13 protein-coding genes and 1 pseudogene are annotated in these 17,357 nt (G+C 72.5%); 6 read left to right on the forward strand and 8 right to left on the reverse strand.

All coding sequences use genetic code 11. The annotated features are described in order from the left end of the window. Both ACIF9R_RS34220 and ACIF9R_RS34225 read left to right on the forward strand, forming a co-directional pair. Positions 1-968: nucleoside recognition domain-containing protein (locus tag ACIF9R_RS34220; protein WP_399986347.1), on the forward strand; the 968-nt coding region annotated here is incomplete at its 5' end. An 8-nt stretch (positions 969-976) separates the two neighbouring features. Then, positions 977-1,525 carry a NifU family protein gene (locus tag ACIF9R_RS34225; RefSeq protein ID WP_399986349.1) on the forward strand — a complete coding sequence of 183 codons (549 nt, stop codon included), beginning with the start codon at positions 977-979 and terminating at the stop codon, positions 1,523-1,525. Positions 1,526-1,626: 101 nt separating this feature from the next. On the opposite strand, the pseudogene ACIF9R_RS34230 reads toward ACIF9R_RS34225, so the two are convergent. Beyond that, positions 1,627-1,887 (reverse strand): annotated as a pseudogene (locus tag ACIF9R_RS34230) (DUF6457 domain-containing protein); the annotation flags it as partial. 298 nt (positions 1,888-2,185) lie between these two features. Here ACIF9R_RS34230 and ACIF9R_RS34235 point away from each other — a divergent pair. Further along, entirely contained in the window at positions 2,186-3,409 is a 1,224-nt protein-coding gene (locus ACIF9R_RS34235) for an RNA-guided endonuclease InsQ/TnpB family protein (RefSeq protein ID WP_399986351.1), read from the forward strand. A 35-nt stretch (positions 3,410-3,444) separates the two neighbouring features. Here the strand turns inward: ACIF9R_RS34235 and ACIF9R_RS34240 are convergent, their stop codons facing one another. The 7 genes from ACIF9R_RS34240 to epsC form a co-directional block, all read right to left on the reverse strand. Next, on the reverse strand, positions 3,445-4,080 hold the full coding sequence (locus ACIF9R_RS34240; RefSeq protein ID WP_399986353.1) for a vitamin K epoxide reductase family protein: 636 nt from the start codon (positions 4,078-4,080) through the stop codon (positions 3,445-3,447). Beyond that, a complete protein-coding gene (gene narI, locus ACIF9R_RS34245; protein ID WP_399986355.1) occupies positions 4,077-4,832 on the reverse strand; it encodes a respiratory nitrate reductase subunit gamma in 756 nt (251 codons plus the stop codon). The genes ACIF9R_RS34240 and narI overlap by 4 nt, the downstream gene beginning before the upstream one ends. After that, positions 4,829-5,629: a nitrate reductase molybdenum cofactor assembly chaperone gene (gene narJ, locus ACIF9R_RS34250; protein ID WP_399986357.1), complete on the reverse strand. Its 801-nt coding sequence runs from the start codon at positions 5,627-5,629 to the stop codon at positions 4,829-4,831. The genes narI and narJ overlap by 4 nt, the downstream gene beginning before the upstream one ends. Next, complete coding sequence (gene narH, locus ACIF9R_RS34255) at positions 5,626-7,170, reverse strand: nitrate reductase subunit beta (RefSeq protein WP_399986359.1); 1,545 nt, start codon at positions 7,168-7,170, stop codon at positions 5,626-5,628. Before narH ends, narJ begins: the two co-directional genes overlap by 4 nt. 1 nt (position 7,171) lies before the next feature. Next, entirely contained in the window at positions 7,172-10,870 is a 3,699-nt protein-coding gene (locus ACIF9R_RS34260; RefSeq protein WP_399986361.1) for a nitrate reductase subunit alpha, read from the reverse strand. Between the two features lie 162 nt (positions 10,871-11,032). Beyond that, positions 11,033-11,953, reverse strand: coding sequence for a cysteine synthase A (cysK, locus tag ACIF9R_RS34265; protein WP_399986363.1), 921 nt, complete (start codon positions 11,951-11,953; stop codon positions 11,033-11,035). Continuing rightward, positions 11,880-12,512, reverse strand: a complete 633-nt coding sequence (epsC, locus tag ACIF9R_RS34270; protein ID WP_399986365.1) for a serine O-acetyltransferase EpsC — start codon at positions 12,510-12,512, stop codon at positions 11,880-11,882. The genes cysK and epsC overlap by 74 nt, the downstream gene beginning before the upstream one ends. A 952-nt stretch (positions 12,513-13,464) precedes the next feature. Here epsC and ACIF9R_RS34275 point away from each other — a divergent pair. The 3 genes from ACIF9R_RS34275 (at position 13,465) to ACIF9R_RS34285 (ending at position 17,336) form a co-directional block, all read left to right on the forward strand. Further along, the gene (locus tag ACIF9R_RS34275; protein ID WP_399986367.1) at positions 13,465-13,965 is read left to right on the forward strand and encodes a hypothetical protein; all 501 of its coding nucleotides are present in this window, start codon (positions 13,465-13,467) and stop codon (positions 13,963-13,965) included. Between the two features lie 360 nt (positions 13,966-14,325). Beyond that, on the forward strand, positions 14,326-15,660 hold the full coding sequence (locus ACIF9R_RS34280; protein ID WP_399986369.1) for a TIGR04053 family radical SAM/SPASM domain-containing protein: 1,335 nt from the start codon (positions 14,326-14,328) through the stop codon (positions 15,658-15,660). Between the two features lie 575 nt (positions 15,661-16,235). After that, positions 16,236-17,336: an Acg family FMN-binding oxidoreductase gene (locus ACIF9R_RS34285; protein WP_399986371.1), complete on the forward strand. Its 1,101-nt coding sequence runs from the start codon at positions 16,236-16,238 to the stop codon at positions 17,334-17,336. The last annotated feature ends 21 nt before the right edge of the window (positions 17,337-17,357 follow it).

Below are 17,357 nucleotides of genomic sequence, written 5' to 3' on the forward strand. Positions count from 1 at the left end.
GCGTCCGCTCGGGATACGTCTCACCAGCTATGTGCCCGCTCGCCACAAGATCAGGACCCTACCCGACCAAGATCACACTACGGAAGCGACGTTGGCCCTCGGCCAGAGACCGGCTGGCCACGATGATGGCCGCCCCGCTGATGACCTGCTCGGCCCGGTTGCCGGTCTATGTGCTGCTCATCGGCCTGCTGGTGGACCCGTCCGACCGGATCGGGCCGTTCGGTGCCCAGGGCCTGATCATGTTCGGCCTCTACTTCCTCGGCGCCGTCTCCGCGATGGTGGCCGCCTGGGCCTTCAAGAGGTTCGGCGACCGTCACGGCCCGGCGATGCCCTTCTTCATGGAGATGCCGCCCTACCGGCTGCCCGCCCCCCGCGCGGTGCTGGTGGCGGTGTGGTCCTCCGCGCGCGCCTTCCTGCGCAAGTGCTCGACCGTCATCGTCGCCACCAGCGTCGTCCTGTGGATGCTGCTGAACCTGCCCCTGCACACGGACAGCGGCCTGCGCGCGGCCGGTGTCGACCCCACCGACTCCGTCGCCGTGTCCGCCTACACCGTCGATCACAGCTACGCCGCCGGCCTGGGACGCACGGTCGCCCCCGTCTTCGAGCCGCTCGGCTTCGACTGGCGTGTCAACGTCGGTGTGCTCTCGGCGCAGGGGGCCCGCGAGACCTTCGTCGCGACCCTCGGACAGGTCGCCTCCGCCGAGGACCCCGAACAACCGGCCCGAGCGCTGCGGGAGATGACCCACTCCGACGGTCCCCGCGCCGGTGAGCCGGTGTTCACCCCGCCCACCGTCGCCGCGCTGCTGGTCTACTTCGTCTACGCACTGCAGTGCATGGCCACCGTCGCGGTCCTGCGCCGCGAGACCGGCACCTGGCGGTGGCCGGCCATCGCCCTCGCCTATCTGACCGCGCTGGCCTGGCTGATGGCCTACCTGGCCCGCACCGTCACCGCCCTGCTGAGCGGGTGACGGCCGCCATGATCCCCACGCACCCCCAGACGGTTCCCGGCCGGCCCGGCCGGCTGCGCTGGATCGTCCCCACCGGGACCCTCAGCGGTACGGGTCCGCTCGTGGACGTGCCCGCGCCGCTGGCCGCACTGCTCGCCGACGGCACCCTCGCCCGGATCACGCTGGAGCCCACGGCCGTCGTCACCTGCCTCGCCCCGGACCGCACCTGGGCCGCCGAGGGCGCCAGGGTCCGCACCGCCCTGCACACCGCGCTGGAGGACCCCGCCGCCTGGACGACCGCCCCGGACCCCGGCGGCCTCGGCGAGGACGCGCTGCTGTACGCCGCGGCCCAGGAGGTCCTCGACGGGGAAGTGGGCGCCTTCGCCCGCTCGCACGGCGGCACGATCGACCTCGTCGACGTGACGGACGGCGTCGTCACCGTCCGCCTCGGCGGTACCTGCCACGGCTGCCCCGCCTCCTGGTTCACACTGCACCAGCGACTGGAGCACCGGCTGCGCCGGCGCCACCCGGCCCTGCGGGCGGTGCGCAACGTCACCTCCTCGGCCGCCTCCGGCTGAACGCCCCACACCACGGCCGGGCGGCTCCGGAGAACCCGGAGCCGCCCGGTCGGACGGGACAGCGCGCACACGCGATCGTGCCGGGCGCGCCGGGACGGGATTCAGCCCGCCCCACGACCGCTGTCGGCCTCACGGGCCCAGCGGGCGGCGAGGCCACCGGCGCGGCGGGCCGCGTCGGCCACCGTCTGCGGGCCACCGCCCGCGCGGCCCGCCGCGTACCCGACCAGGAAGGTGGTCAGCGGCGCCGCGGGCCGGGCGACACCGTGGGCGGCGTCGCCCGCGAGGGCGAGCAGGAGGTCGCGGTCGACCTCGACGTCGACACCCAGCTCGTCCCGCACCGCTGCCGTCCAGGCCGCCAGTACGTCGTCCATTCGCGTCTCCTTCACCTGATTCTTGTGAGGATGCTCCGGCGTTCACGCCGGGGAGGAATCGCATCCGGGTATGGCGACGCGGAGCGTCGCCGGCGTCGGGTTCCGGGCGCGGAGCGCGGGTACTGCTGCCACCACAGCAGAGGTGATGCGAACGTGTGTGCATGGTGTCGCTGGTCGGGGTGGGGGTTGCGGGATCGGCGGGTGTGTGTGCGGCTGTCGTACATATGGTCCTGCACAGGGCTCGGGACGGCACGTGCCTGGCCGCGAACCGTGGAAAGGGGAGAGTGGGATGGCGCGGGTGGGGACGGAGGAGAAGGCCGGGCATGCCCGGTACACCTACCGGTTGCGTGTATCGTCCACGGCCCGTGCCCTGCTGGTGGCGGAGTGGGACCGGTGCCGCTGGGTCTGGAACGAGGCCGTGGCCAAGTCCCGCCAGGTGCACGCCCACAACAAGGCGCACCCCGAGGACACGTTGACGTGCGGCCCTGCCCAGCTCGACAGGATGCTGACCGAGGCCCGCGCCGCGACGCCGTGGCTGCGCGACGGTGCCTCGGTGGCTCAGCAGCAGACCATCCGGGACTTCGCCACCTCCCGCTCCAAGGCCCTGAAGGACATCGGCAAGCGGCTGCCCATGCGGCAGCGCGCCGGGATGCCCAAGCCGAAAAAGAAGCGGGACGCGCTCCCCACACTGAACTACACCGTGCGGGGATTCCGGCTGAAGGACGGCCGCCTCCACCTCGCGGGCGGCATCGTCCTGACGGTGGTGTGGTCCCGCGAGCTGCCCTGCGCGCCGTCCTCGGTGCGCGTCCACCGCGACGCGGTGGGGCACTGGTACGCCTCCTTCGTCGTCGCCGCGCAGGTGCAGCCGCTCCCCGCCACGGGCCGTGTCCTCGGTGTCGACTGGGGCGTCAGGGAAACCGCCACCACCACATCCGACGCGCACGACCTCCCGCACGCCCAGCCTGGCCGTAAGGCGCAGGCGAAGCTGACCGGCTACCAGCGGATGATGGCCCGCCGCCGCCCGGCCAGGGGGCAGGCCGCGTCCCAGGGCTACCGCGAAGCGCAGCGGCAGACCGCCAGGCTGCACAAGAAGGTCGCCCGGCAGCGGCAGGACACCGCCCGCAAGTGGGCCAAGCGCGTCGTGACCGACCACGACGTGATCGCCGTCGAGGACTTCCGGCCGCGCTTCCTCGCCAGGACCACCATGGCCCGCAAAGCCGCGGACGCAGCGATCGGCGCAACCAAACAGGCCCTGATCGAGATGGGCCGCAAACACGGGCGGGACATCCGCCTCGTGCATCCCGCGCACACCACCATGGACTGTGCGCAGTGCGGAGCGAGAACCAAGCACGCACTCCCCCTCTCCGAACGTACCTACACCTGCACCGCCTGCACAGCCGCATCCCCACGGGACAAGAACTCCGCACGCGTCATGCTCGTCCGGGCTGGTCTCAACCCGGCTGGCGTCGAGGGCACAAGACCCCCGGGAGCGCCGCTCCAGGTGGCAGCCTGAGCCAGGAATCCCCTTCCCTTCAGGGAGGGGAGGATTCAAAGCAGGCTGCTCCAGTAGTCCCAGAAACGGGTGAGCACGAGCAGCGCGATCACCGCGTACCAGGCGGCGAGCAGCATCCAGTGGGTGTCCCGGACGATGTCGTGGACACCCCGGGGCAGCCGCAGCACACCCTTTTCCAGGCAGTGCAGGATGAGGAACCAGAACAGGGCGATGGTCACGATCCAGACGACGACGCAGTACGGGCAGAGCTTGTTGAGCTCGTAGAGCGACTGCACGATCAGCCAGTGGACGAACACCACCCCGGCGAACGCGCCGGCGGCCAGCGCGAGCCACAGCCGGTGGTGCAGCCGCGCCCCCGAGAGCACGGCGACGCCCAGGGCCGCCACGGCGGCGAACGCCCCCAGCCCCACCAGCATGTTGGGAAAGCCGAACAGGCTGCCCTGCGGGCTGGACATGACGCTGCCGCAGCTGACGACCGGACTGAGATTGCAGGCCGGTACGTACGACGGGTCCTGGAGCGTCCGCCAGTCGTCCAGGGTGAGCTGGAACGAGGCCAGCCAGCCGATGATCCCGGTGACCAGCATGGCCCAGCCGGCCCGCCGGCCCGTGCCGGGGGGCCCGGCCGGGCCGGTGGACACCGCCGGTGCGGCGGTGTCCGGTTCGCGGTTCACGCCTTGCGCCCCGAGGCCCGGGTGCGGGACGGCCCGGTGCCCGGAGCCACGGTGGCCACCGGCCGATGGGTGCGGCGGCGGTAGACCACGTACGGGCGGGCGAGGTAGCCGACCGGCGCGCTCCACACGTGCACCAGGCGGGTGAACGGCCAGACCGCGAAGAGCAGGCAGGCGGTCAGCGCGTGGAGCTGGAACAGCAGCGGGGCACCGGCGATCGCCGCGGGCTCGGGGCTGAGGCTGAACAGGCCGCGGAACCACACGGAGACGGTGGAGCGGTAGTCGTAGCCGGCGCCGAAGACGTAGTGTGCGGCGGTGGCGACGATGCCCAGCAGGACCGTCGCCGACAGCAGCGGGAAGAGCACCTTGTCGCTGCTGTCGGTGGTGCGGCGGATGCGTGGGGCCAGCAGCCGGCGGGCGGACAGCATGCCGAGACCGGTGACCATGGCGATCCCGGCAACCGAACCCGCCCATACGGCGGTGGTGTGGTACGTGTGCTCGTCGATGCCCACCGCCTCGGTCCAGGAGGCCGGCACCGCGAGACCGACGGCATGTCCGCCGATCACCATGAACGCGCCGAGGTGGAACAGCGGGCTGCCCCAGCGCAGCCAGCGGTGCTCCAGGAGCTGGCTGGTGCGGGAGGTCCAGCCGAACTGGTCCTGCCGGTACCGCCAGACGTGTCCCACGGCGAACACCGCGAGGCAGATGTAGGGGACGGCGACCCAGAGGAGCAGGTCGGCTCCGGAGGTGTTCATCGACGGCCTTCCTGAGGGTGCGCGGCGGAGGGTGGGGCGAGGGTGGGCGGTGCCTGCTCGGGCGGGACGAAGGCGCCCGGAGGAGCGAACTCGCCCTCGCCGTACGGGTCGAGCCCGACGTCCTCGTTCGGCGGGCCCTGGGCGGCCAGTTCGGCCACCGCCCGCTGGTCGGCCGCGGTCGCCGGCGGCAGCAGCTCGATCAGCGCGGCGAGGACGTGCCGGTAGGGGGAGTCCGCGTCGGTCAGGGCGTGGTGGATCAGTTCGATGCCGCGCCGGTGCTGGCGCAACGGGGCCTCGCCCTTGCCGGGGCCGGTCAGTGCGGCGAACTCGAGCACGACCGGGAGGTGGTCGGGCAGTTCGCTGCCGTCGGTGTCCCAGCCGGCCGCCCGGTAACGCTGGGCGAGGGTGAGCAGCGCCATGCCGCGGCGGCGGGTGTCGCCGTGCAGGTAGTAGGTGAGGTAGAGGCCGCTGCGGCGGCGCAGGTCGAACGTCTCGACGTAGTGCCGCTCCAGGGTGTCCGGGTCCTGCCCGGTGAACCAGGCGGTGAACTCGGCCAGATGGCCGGCCGCGGGCGATGCCGGCAGTGCCTCGACGGTGCTGGCGATCACCCGGCGGGCGGCGGCGAGTTCGGCGTCGGGGTACTGCAGCAGCAGGGACATCAGCCGCAGCAGCAGCGCCCGCTGTTCCGCCTCCTCGGGGGTGAGCGGGGTGGTGCGGGAGGCCCGGTCCGGGCGGCGCAGCGCGGCCCGGACCTTGGTGCGGACGAGGCCGGGCACGGTGGTCGGCAGGGGGGTCACAGGTGGCCTCCGGCGGGTGTGTCGGTCGTACGGCGGCGCAGGGTGGGGATGCCGAGCATGACGCGGCGGCCGTCACCGGCCTCCGCCTCGCCCGAGGTCTCCACGGGGCAGCGGTCCTCCATGGCGGAGAGCGCCGCGGCGTCCTCCTTGTGGGCGGCGGGAACGACGTAGCGGTCCTCGTACTTGGCGACGGCCAGCAGCCGGTGCAGGTCCTCCGCCTCCCGTGCGGTGAGCCCGACGGCCTTGAGCGCCGCCTCGTCGCCCTCCTCACCGAGGGTGCGCTCCCGCATGTACGAGCGCAGCGCGGTGAGCTTCATCAGCACGCCGGCGACCACATCGGTGTCCCCGGCGCTGAACAGCTCCGCCAGGTACTCCAGCGGGATGCGCAGCCGGGTGACGGCGGCGAACACATGGTCGGGGTCGTCCTGGTTGCCGCCGGCCGCGTCCACCGCGTCGAGCACGGGGGAGAGCGGCGGCACGTACCAGACCATCGGCAGGGTGCGGTACTCCGGGTGCAGCGGCAGCGCCACCTTGTACTTCGACACCAGCGCGTGGATCGGGGAGCGGCGGGCCGCGTCCAGCCAGTCCTCGGGAATGCCACAGGCGCGGGCGGCCGCGATCACCTCGGGGTCGAACGGGTCCAGGAACACGGCACGCTGGGCGTCCAGCAGGTCCTGCTCGTCCGGGGTGGCCGCGGCCTCACCGACGCGGTCGGCGTCGTACAGCACCAGACCGAGGTAGCGCAGCCGGCCGACGCAGGTCTCGGAGCAGACGGTGGGCTGTCCGGCCTCGATGCGCGGGAAGCAGAAGGTGCACTTCTCGGCCTTGCCGGTGGCGTGGTTGACGTACACCTTCTTGTACGGGCACGCCGTCACGCACATCCGCCAGCCGCGGCACTTGTCCTGGTCGACGAGGACGATGCCGTCCTCGACCCGCTTGTACATGGCGCCCGACGGGCAGGCGGAGACACAGGCGGGGTTGAGGCAGTGCTCGCACAGCCGGGGCAGGTGGAAGAGGAAGGTCTGCTCGAACTCGAACTTGACCTTCTCGGCCCACTCGCCCGACAGGTTGGGGTCGGCGCCGGCGTTCTCCGGGGCGCCGCCGAGGCCGTCCTCCCAGTTGGCGCCCCAGGTGATCTCGGTGGGCTTGCCGGTGAGGACCGAGCGGGGCCGGGCGACGGGCATGTCCGGTCCGGCGGGGGCGCTGATGAGGTTGTCGTAGTCGTAGGTGACCGGTTCGTAGTAGTCCTCGAGGGACGGCAGGTCGGGGTTGGAGAACAGCGACAGCAGCCGCTTGACCCGGCCCCCGGAGCGCAGCACCAGCCGGCCGCGCTTGTCGAGCATCCAGCCGCCCTTCCACTGCTCCTGGTCCTCGTAGCGGCGGGGGTAGCCGACACCGGGCTTGGTCTCGACGTTGTTGAACCAGGCGTACTCGACACCGGTGCGGTTGGTCCACGTCTGCTTGCAGGTGACCGAGCAGGTGTGGCAGCCGATGCACTTGTCGAGGTTCATCACCATCGCCATCTGTGCCATGACCCTCATGTCAGTACTCCACTCGCTGGCCGCGGCGCCGGATGACCGTGACCTCGTCACGCTGGTTGCCGGTCGGGCCGTAGTAGTTGAAGGCGTAGGTGAACTGCGCGTAGCCGCCGGCCAGATGGGTCGGCTTCAGCAGCAGTCGGGTCAGCGAGTTGTGCATGCCGCCCCGCTTGCCGCTGACCTCGGTCTTCGGCACATTGATGTTGCGGTCCTGGGCGTGGTACATGTACACGGTTCCCTCGGGCATGCGGTGGGTCACCACGGCCCGGCAGGCGACGACACCGTTGCGGTTGTACGCCTCGATCCACTCGTTGTCCTTGACGCCGATCTTCTCGGCGTCCTCCAGCGACATCCAGATGACCGGGCCGCCGCGGGACAGGTCGAGCATGTACTTGTTGTCCTGGTAGTTCGAGTGGATGGACCACTTCGAGTGCGGGGTCAGGTAGCGGACCGTGACCTCGGCCCGGCCGTCCTCGTGCAACTGCTCGTCGCCGTAGTGCCGAGGAGTGTTCAACGGCGGCCGGTAGACGGGAAGTTGCTCACCCAGCTCGGTCATCCAGTCGTGCTGGACGAAGAAGTGCTGGCGTCCGGTGAGGGTGTGCCAGGGCTTCTTGTGCTCGGTGTTGATGACGAACGGGGAGTAGCGGCGCCCGCCGGTCTCCGAGCCCGACCACTCGTAGGAGGTCATCACCGAGCGCGGCTGGGTGCGGGTGTCGGCGAACGTGATCCGCTCGGCCTCGCGTTCGGAGGCGAGCTCCACCAGGCCCTTGCTGCCGGTCTGGCGCTCGAGCTCGCGGAAGCCCTCGGTGGCCAGGCGGCCGTTGGTGGTGCCGGACAGGGCCAGGATCGCCTCGCACATGTCGGAGGCGGTGGCCAGCGACGGCCGGCCGGCGGCCACTCCCTCACGGACGGTGCCGCAGCGGTGGCGCAGGTCCTCGATCTCCCGGTCGGGGTGGACGGTGACGCCCTTGGTGGTGGTGCCCAGGGTGTCCAGCAGCGGGCCGATGGCCCGCATCTTCTGTGCGACGGCCGCGTAGTCCCGCTCGACGACCACCAGCTTGGGCATGGTCCGCCCGGGGACCGGCTCGCACTCGCCGGTCTTCCAGTCCCGTACCACCCCGCCCGGCTGGGCGAGTTCGTCGGGGGTGTCGTGCAGCAGGGGCACGGTCATGACGTCGGTCCGTGTGCCCAGGTGTTCGGCGGCCAGGTCGCTGAACCTGTCGGCGATGGCGAGGAAGGTGTCGTAGTCGGTGCGGGCCTGCCAGGGAGGGGCGATGGCCGGGGTGAAGGCGTGCACGAAGGGGTGCATGTCCGTGCTGGACAGGTCGTCCTTCTCGTACCAGGTCGCGGCCGGCAGGACGACGTCGGAGAGCAGACCGGTGGAGGTCATCCGGAAGTCCATGGTGACCAGCAGGTCGAGCTTGCCCTCCGGCGCCTCGTCGTGCCAGACCACTTCCCGCGGACGTCCCTCGGGCGGGGTCTCCTCGGAGCGGACATCCGCGTCCGCGCCCAGCAGGTGCCGCAGGAAGTACTCGTTGCCCTTGCCGGAGGACCCCAGCAGGTTGGCCCGCCACACCGTCAGCACGCGCGGGAAGTTCTCGGGAGCGTCCGGGTCCTCGGTGGCGAACCGCAGCCGTCCCGACTTCAGTTCGTCCACGATGTGCTCGGTGACCGGCCGGCCCCGCTCCGCCGCCTCGTCGGCCAGGTCGAGGGGGTTGCGGTTGAAGCCGGGGTGACCGGGTGTCCAGCCCAGCCGCACGGCCTGCGCCAGGCAGTCCGCGAACGTCTTTCCGGTGAGCTTGCCCTTGCCCAGCGGGGAGGCCAGCTCGTCCGCCCCGAACGCCTCGTAGCGCCACTGGTCGGAGTTGAGGTACCAGTACGAGGTGCCCGTCATGTGCCGGGTGGGCCGCTGCCAGTCGAAGGCGAACGCGAGATGCTGGAACCCGGTCAGGGGACGGACCTTCTCCTGGCCGACGTAGTGCGCCCAGCCGCCGCCGTTGACGCCCTGGCAGCCGGTCATCGTGGTCAGCGCCAGGAACGCCCGGTAGATGGTGTCGGAGTGGAACCAGTGGTTGGTGCCGGCCCCCAGCGCGATCATGGAACGGCCGTTCGTGCGCTCCGCGTTGCGGGCGAACTCCCGGGCGATCCGGGCCGCCTGCTCGGCGGGGACCGAGGTGACCGTCTCCTGCCAGGCCGGGGTGTACGGCTGGGAGGCGTCGTCGTACGAGGACGGCCACTCGCCGGGCAGCCCCGGCCGCTCGACGCCGTACTGGGCCAGCATCAGGTCGAACACGGTGGTGACCGCACGTCCGCCGACGTGGCGCACGGGCACTCCGCGCACCATGGTCGAACCACCCTCGGTGGGGCCCTCGTCGAAGCGGGGGAGCATCACGGTGGCGGTCTCCCCGGCCCGCTGCAGCAGGCTGAGTTCGGGGACGACGTCACCGAGGTCGAGGTTCCAGCTGCCCGCGCCGGACTTCGCCCAGCGGAAGCCGAGGGAGCCGTTCGGGACGACGGGCTCGCCCGTGACCGAGTCCAGCAGAACCGTCTTGGAGTCCGCGTTCTCGTCCTTCCGCCCCAGGTCCGCGGCGGTCAGGAAGCCGTCGGGCACCAGGGCGTCGCCGTGCTCCCGCAACGTCACCAGGAACGGCGCGTCGGTGAACTTCCGCAGATAGTCCTGGAAGTACGGGACCTCGCGGTCCACCAGGAACTCGCGCAGGATGACATGTCCCATCGCCATCGCCAGGGCACCGTCGGTGCCCGGGTGCGGGGACACCCACTCGTCGGCGTGCTTGACGTTGTCGGCGTAGTCCGGGCTGACGGCGACGACCTTGGTGCCGTTGTAGCGGGTCTCGGTCAGGAAGTGGGCGTCGGGCGTACGGGTGACGGGGATGTTGGATCCCCACATGATCAGATAGCCGGCGTTCCACCAGTCCGCGGCCTCCGGCACGTCGGTCTGGTCACCGAAGACCTGCGGCGACGCCACCGGCAGGTCGGCGTACCAGTCGTAGAACGACAGCAGGGTGCCGCCGATCAGCGACATGAACCGCGAGCCGGCCGCGAACGAGGCCATCGACATCGCCGGGATCGGTGAGAAGCCGACCACACGGTCCGGACCGTACTGCTTGACGGTGTGCACATGGGCGGCGGCGACCAGCTCGGCCACCTCGTCCCAGTCGGCCCGTACCAGACCGCCCTTGCCGCGGGCCCGCTTGTAGGCGCGGGCCTTCGCCGGATCACCGGTGATCTCCGCCCAGGCCGCCACCGGGTCGCCCAGCCTGCGGCGCGCCTCCCGCCACATCTTCAGCAGCGTGCCCCTGACATACGGGTAGCGCACCCGGCTGGGCGAATAGGTGTACCAGGAGAACGACGCACCGCGGGGGCAGCCGCGCGGCTCGTACTCGGGGCAGTCGTTGCCGATGGACGGGTAGTCCGTGGCCTGGTGCTCCCAGGTGATGAGGCCGTCCTTGACGTACACCATCCAGGAACAGGAACCGGTGCAGTTCACACCGTGCGTGGAGCGCACCACCTTGTCGTGGGACCAGCGGTCCCGGTAGAAGCCCTCCCACTTCGGGTCGCCCTCGCCGAAGACCGCACGTCCGTCGGACGAGACCTCCCGGCGGTTCAGCAGTCTGCGCGCGGCCAGTGGCCAGGTCCCCTGAGCGGACTTCGGCCCCCGGCGTGCGCTCTGATCGTTCTCCATGGTCAGAAACCTAGGTTTCCACCGGGGCGGTGACCTTGGGCCGAACGGCCCTGGTCACCCGGCCTTCCGGCCCCGGCCTGGCCGGCCGCGGGTCCGGGTCCTCGGGTCCTCGGAGGCGCCGGGGACCCGGGGACCCGGGGACCCGGGGACCCGGGCCGCGGATCAGGTGAACAGGTCCGTGCTCAGATACCGTTCCCCGGTGTCGGGCAGGACGACCACGAACAGCGCGCCCCGGTGCCGCGGTGAACGCGCGAGGGCGGTGGCGGCGTGGAGGGCGGCACCGCCCGAGACACCGGCGAGGATGCCCTCGGTGCGGGCCAGGAGCCGGGCCGCCTCCTGGGCCTGGGGCAGCGACACGCGGCAGACGTCGTCGTAGACGGAGGTGTCCAGGACCTCGGGGACGAACCCGGCGCCCAGACCCTGGATGCGGTGCGGGCCGGGGGTGCCGCCGGAGAGCACCGCCGACTCGGCCGGCTCCACGGCCACCACCGTGACGTCCGGCTTCTTCTCCTTCAGTACCCGGCCGACGCCCGTGACGGTGCCGCCGGTGCCGACCCCGGCCACCAGGACGTCGACCTGCCCGTCGGTGTCCTGCCAGATCTCCTCGGCGGTGGTACGGCGGTGGGCATCGGGGTTGGCCGGGTTGGTGAACTGCTGCGGCATGAACCAGCCGTTTTGTTCCGCCAGTTCGGCGGCGCGGGCGACGGCACCGCGCATGCCCTCGGCGGCGGGGGTGAGGATCAGCTCGGCGCCGTAGGCGCGCAGCAGGGCCCGCCGCTCGAGGCTCATGCTCTCCGGCATGGTGAAGGTGACCGGGTGGCCTCCGGCGGCGGCCACCATGGCCAGGCCGATGCCGGTGTTGCCGCTGGTCGGCTCGACGATGTGGCCTCCGGGCCGGAGCGCTCCGCCGGCCAGGGCGTCCTCGATCATCGCCAGGGCGATGCGGTCCTTGACGCTGCCACCCGGATTGGCGGACTCCAGCTTGACCACCAGGCGAGCCGGCAGGCCGTCACCGTAGCGGTGCAGGGCCACCAGGGGAGTGCGGCCGATGAGTGAGGTGATCGAGGGATGTATCGCCGACATGGTGGTCCTTCGTGTTCGGTGCCGGCCGTGACACGGATTCCGGCGGGGTGGAGTACTGCGTGCCCGTGGCCCGGACACACGAGTGGGCGGGGACGTCGTGCAGGACGAGGGAGTGCGCGCTGACGAGCGTGTCGTGGCCGATCCGTACGGGGCCGAGGACACTCGCGCCGACGCCGAGGACGACCCGGTCGCCGATGGTGGGGTGCCGCCTGGCCGCCGGGGTGTCGGTCCACCAGCCGGTGCCGCCCAGGGTGACCCGGTGGTAGAGCATCACGTCGTCGCCGAGGACGGCGGTCTCGCCGATCACCACGCCCATGCCGTGGTCGATGAAGCAGCGACGGCCGATCACGGCGCCGGGATGGATCTCGATGCCGGTCAGGGCGCGACTGAGCTGGGACAGGGCCCGGGGGAGAAGCGGCAGGCCCAGCCGGTGCAGGCGGTGGGCCAGCCGGTGCGACCAGATCGCCCACAGCCCCGGGTACAGCAGCACCTCGACGATATGGACGCCGTGCAGGGCGGGGTCCTTGCGGCAGGCCGTCCGGAGGTCTTCCAGGATCATCGGGGTCCTTGTACGGGCGTGGTCCGCCGGTCCCCGGCGGACGGATGAGAGGCGGCCACGACGGCGGGGCTGCGGGGAAGCGAAGGAGGCGGCGGACAGGGACAGCGGGCGCGAGGAGGCCCCGGTGACGTGCGCCGGGCGAAACGACCGTACGGAACGGGATACGGGATGCCGGCGCTCGGCGCCTCAGGGGCGCTCCGCGCGCAGCCGGGGCGACCGTGGGACGGTCCCCCGGGCGTTCCGGGAGGTGCGTCGACCGGTCCGCCGCAGCGGTACCGCGACGTCCCGGTCCGAGGGGGACGGTGCGGGGTCGCCGACCGGGTTCGGCGTCAGCCCGTGTGACATCGGCGCCGCGCCCCCCGGAGGGGGAACGGGCGGGCTTGCCGGTCGTACCGACGCGCCCCGTCGGGGTGGCTGCCGTGGTCCATGAGAGCGGACACTAGAGGGCGCCGGACCCGCCCGCATGGGTCGAAGTACCCCCTCGGGACCAACCGTTCGGCCCTGTTCCGGGACCGTGGACGGGGGCCGGTCGGACACCGCCGCGGGCCCGCCCGGCCCAGGCGGCACCGCGACGGGCCGGGCGATTCTGTGGCGTGACCGACCGGAAAGCGACACGGACCGCCACGTCACCCTGCACGGCCACGTCTTCTCGTGTGCCACGGGCCGGGCAGCAGGCGGGGCGAGCTCCCGGACCGGTCATGGTCCGGCCGTTCCTCAGTCACGGCCGGACGGCGGTCCACCACGTCCCCGACCGGTGCCCCCGCGCCGGCCGCCCTGTGATCGGGTTGCGTCAGGGACGTGGCGGGCCGCGTTCTCCGCGGCGGCCGGGCCGCCCGGCCGTCCACCGCCGGTGACCTCTCGCTTTCCGGAGCGCGGCCCCGGATCCCGGCGGCTTCGGACCGGCCACCGCTGACACCCACCCTCCGTCTCCGAGACCGAAGGACGACTCACCATGAACGCTGCGCCCCGCCGGGCCCGCGCCCTGATCGGACTGGCCGGCCTCGCGCTGGGAGCCGCCGGGCCGGTGATGCTGCTGCGCGGCCGCGGTGGCCGCACGGAGATACGGGCGGAGCTGGCCGCGCAGCGGATCACCTTCCCGGACCACGGCCTGCCCGCGCACCTCGCGCGCTTCGCGGGCCGTCCCGTGGAGACCGGCGGCGAGGCCCACGCCTACGCCGAACTCATCAAGGACCATCTCGCCAAGGCCACCGGGGGCCGTACCTACGCGGAGATCTCCGAGGAACTGCACGCCGGTGGGGACGACACCGGGAAGCTCGCCGAGCTGCGTCAGACCGCCTTCATGGGCGAAACCCTGCGCGCCTCCCTGATGTCCGCGTACCAGGCGTGGCACCTCACCACCCTCGTCACCGGCCTCGGTGCCCTGCTGACCGGCACCGGCGCCGCTCTCGTCGCCACGGCGAACGCCCTGGGAGCGGACCGGAACCACTGCTGAACGCGACCGCCGGCTCACCGCGCCGCCCCCGACCGCCGCCCGCGGCCGGGGGCGGCGTACGCGTGGCGAGAGGCCGTCCGGCCCTGTGCGCAACACCGGAGCAGGGGACCAACGGCCCACCGGTTCAGGACTGGTCGGCCGCGGCGGGGCCCGGCCCGGTGGGACAGGCTGACACCGACCGAACCGGAGGTGTCCCGTGTACAACCGTCAACCGCATCCGTGCGGCTGTGTCCCCCGCCGATCCCCGTCACGGAGGCTGCGCACGGTCCGGGGCGGTCACCGGTCGGCCGCCCGGACCGTCTGTCCCGACTCCCGGACGGCCGGGCGAACGGTGCGCACGAGCCGCACCGGGGGCACCCGGTGAGCGGCGCACGGGCCATCCGGCGGCAGCACCAGGACGTCGCCGACCGGCCGTTCATCGTGATCTGGGAATCCACCCGGGCCTGCCCACTGGCCTGCCTGCACTGCCGGGCCGAGGCGGTACCCGACCGCGACCCGCGCGAACTGGACACGGCCGCGGCCAAGGACCTGCTGCGCCAGGTCGCCGCGTTCGGACAGCCCGCCCCGCTGTTCGTGATCACCGGTGGAGACCCGTTCCAGCGACCGGACCTCAACGAACTGATCGCCCACGGAAAGGAGGTGGGGGTCCGCGTCGCGGTATCGCCGTCCGGCACTCCCACGCTCACCCCGCAGCGGCTGCGGGAGGTGCACGCGGCGGGCGCGGTCGGCCTCTCCCTCAGCCTGGACGGCTCCACCGCCGAGCTGCACGACGGCTTCCGCGGTGTGCCCGGAGTGTTCCGGTGGACGCTCGACGCCTGGGACACCGCCCGCGCGATGGGCATGAAGGTACAGATCAACACCACCGTCGCCCGGCACAACCTGCACGACCTGCCGGACATCGTCCGTCTGGTCCGCGACCACGGGGCGATGCTGTGGAGCGCCTTCTTCCTGGTGCCCACAGGACGCGGCCGGCAGCTCGGTGAACTCACCCCCGCCGAGACCGAGGACGTACTGAACTTCGTGTACGACGTGGGACTGACCGTGCCCGCCAAGACCACCGAGGCCCACCACTTCCGCCGCGTCGCGCTCCAGCGCAAGATCCTCGCGGACACGGGTGACGACCATGTGGCCGTGCTGGGACTCGGGCCGCTGTACCGGGAGTTGTCGGAACGCTCCATCGGACTGGGCCTGTCCGAGGGAAACAGGCGGGCCCGGCGCCCTCCGCTGGACGTGAACGCCGCCCGCGGCTTCGCCTTCGTGTCGCACACCGGCACCGTGCACCCCAGTGGTTTCCTGCCGCTGGGTGCAGGCAACGTGCGGACCCGGCCGCTGGCCGAGATCTACCGTTCCTCGGAGCTGTTCACCGGACTGCGGGACGCCGACGGCCTGGGCGGCCGGTGCGGCCGGTGCGAGTTCCGTCAGGTCTGCGGAGGATCCCGGTCCCGCGCGTACGGCGTCACCGGCGATCCGTACGCCGAGGAACCCTGGTGCGGCTACCAGCCCGGATCCTTCCCCTACCAGCGGGAACTGTCGGCCCTGCTGCCCGGTGCGGGCCGGCCGCACCTGCCCGGTGCCCCGGAACCCGACGCTCCCGTCGTTCCGCGTCCCCCGGTGGGTGCACCCAGAAGTGCGGTGATCCAGGCAAGCGGGACGAGCCCGGCCGGCACAGCGGCAGGGGAGAGCGGCCGGGCCTGACGTCCCGTCACCTGCGCGCCCGCATCCGGGTGGTGCCGCCGACGTCCGTACCGCCCCGTACCGCCCCGGTCCCGGGGCGGTACGGACGTCGGCGGCCCTGTCATGCGCCGTGCCGGGGCCGGGGCGCACGGCACCGCGGAGGTGAGGCCCGGCGGGGGGACACCGCGGGGCCGTGGTCCCCGGTGATCCCGCCGCTGGCCGGCGCCTGCTCGCCCGAGGCCGAGGACCGTTTCTCCACCGGGGCGGGTCACCGCTTCGGACGCTCGCCGGCACGCCGTTCCTGCCCGTGCGGCTCGGCACGGGCATCGTCCCGGCCCGGCACCAGGGCGTCACGCGGACGAACGCCGCGGCCCCACACGGCGTCGTCCCTCGTGCCACCGCACCCGGTTCGCCCGCACCCCGCCGCCGGTTCCCCGGGCGTCGTCCTCCTCGCCCTCGCTCTCCCCCGCGATGTAGGTCACTCGGCGCCGGGCGAGGGGCCGAGTGGCCCTCGTCACGCTCCCGGCGGTCACCGAAGGTGGGGAATCAAGGGCAGTTCTCCTCCACACCGGAGGTTCCCGGACGGCGAGGGAGCCATGACGCACACCGACAAGATCAACGCTCTCGCGCTGGAGACGCTGCTGACCGCCGCGGTGGCGGCGCCGTCGATCCACAACACGCAGCCCTGGCGCTTCGGCTTCGACCTGGGCACCCGGTCGGTCACCGTCCACGCCGACCGCAGCCGGTCCCTGGCGCTGGCCGACCCGGACGGGCGTGCCCAGTACCTGTCCGCCGGTTCGGCGGTGTTCAACCTGCGGGTCGCCGCGGCCCATCTCGGCTGGCAGCCCGTTCCGCACCTACTTCCGGATCCGTACGATCCGGACCTGCTCGCCACCGTGCAGCTGACGGTGCCCACCGCGGCGGCCCCGCCGGACCTCCGCACGCTGTACCCGGCGGTGGCCCGGCGCCACTCCAGCCGGATGCCGTTCACAGGCCGCCCGGTGCCCGAGCCGGTCGTCGCCGAGATGGTCGCCGGCGCGCGGGCCGAGGGTGCGCACCTGTACGTCCCGGACATCCTCCGGACACGTCGGCTGCTGCGCGTGACGTCGGCGGCCGAGCTGCGCAACGCCACGGACAAGGCACGTACGGCCGAGAGCCGAGCCTGGATCGCGCCGCCCGGAGCGAGCCCCTACGGCATACCGTTCACCACCGCCCGCCCGCTCGACGCCGCGGGGCGGATGCCGATGCGGGACTTCACGGGCCGGCCGCCGGCCCCCGGACGGCCGCGGATGCGGTTCGAACGGCACGCCCAGGTCGCCCTGCTGTGGACCGTCGGCGACCGGCCGCGTGACTGGCTGCAGGCGGGCCAGGCACTCGAGCGCGCGCTGCTGGTGGCCACCGTGCACGGGGTGCGGACCTCGCTGCTCCACCAGGCCATGGAATGGCCGGACCTGCGGGAGGCGATGCGGGCACCCTCCACCCGATGGTGCAGCCCTCAGGTGCTGATCCGCTTCGGTTACGGCCCCGAGGCCGGGGGAACTCTCACCCCGCGGGCCGAGGCACCCCCGGCCGACCGGCGGGTGGGGCATGCCGTTCGGACCTCGAACCCGGGACCGCCGGTCCCGGGTGACGGGGACCGCCGGTCCCCGTCACCGGGGACCGACGGCCCGCGCATCACCGCGCACCGCGGCCGATAGTGGTCGTGGGACGCCGGAACA

It is taken from the genome of Streptomyces sp. NPDC086080, assembly GCF_044540255.1.
GTDB lineage: Bacteria > Actinomycetota > Actinomycetes > Streptomycetales > Streptomycetaceae > Streptomyces.

What these genes read in the sequence shown, in the direction of transcription:
- ACIF9R_RS34225 (WP_399986349.1), top strand. Translation starts at nt 977, where the DNA reads ATGATCCCCACGCACCCCCAGACGGTTCCCGGCCGGCCCGGCCGGCTG.
- ACIF9R_RS34235 (WP_399986351.1), top strand. Translation starts at nt 2,186, where the DNA reads ATGGCGCGGGTGGGGACGGAGGAGAAGGCCGGGCATGCCCGGTACACC.
- narI (WP_399986355.1), bottom strand. Translation starts at nt 4,832, where the DNA reads ATGAACACCTCCGGAGCCGACCTGCTCCTCTGGGTCGCCGTCCCCTAC.
- narH (WP_399986359.1), bottom strand. Translation starts at nt 7,170, where the DNA reads ATGAGGGTCATGGCACAGATGGCGATGGTGATGAACCTCGACAAGTGC.
- ACIF9R_RS34260 (WP_399986361.1), bottom strand. Translation starts at nt 10,870, where the DNA reads ATGGAGAACGATCAGAGCGCACGCCGGGGGCCGAAGTCCGCTCAGGGG.
- cysK (WP_399986363.1), bottom strand. Translation starts at nt 11,953, where the DNA reads ATGTCGGCGATACATCCCTCGATCACCTCACTCATCGGCCGCACTCCC.
- epsC (WP_399986365.1), bottom strand. Translation starts at nt 12,512, where the DNA reads ATGATCCTGGAAGACCTCCGGACGGCCTGCCGCAAGGACCCCGCCCTG.
- ACIF9R_RS34275 (WP_399986367.1), top strand. Translation starts at nt 13,465, where the DNA reads ATGAACGCTGCGCCCCGCCGGGCCCGCGCCCTGATCGGACTGGCCGGC.
- ACIF9R_RS34285 (WP_399986371.1), top strand. Translation starts at nt 16,236, where the DNA reads ATGACGCACACCGACAAGATCAACGCTCTCGCGCTGGAGACGCTGCTG.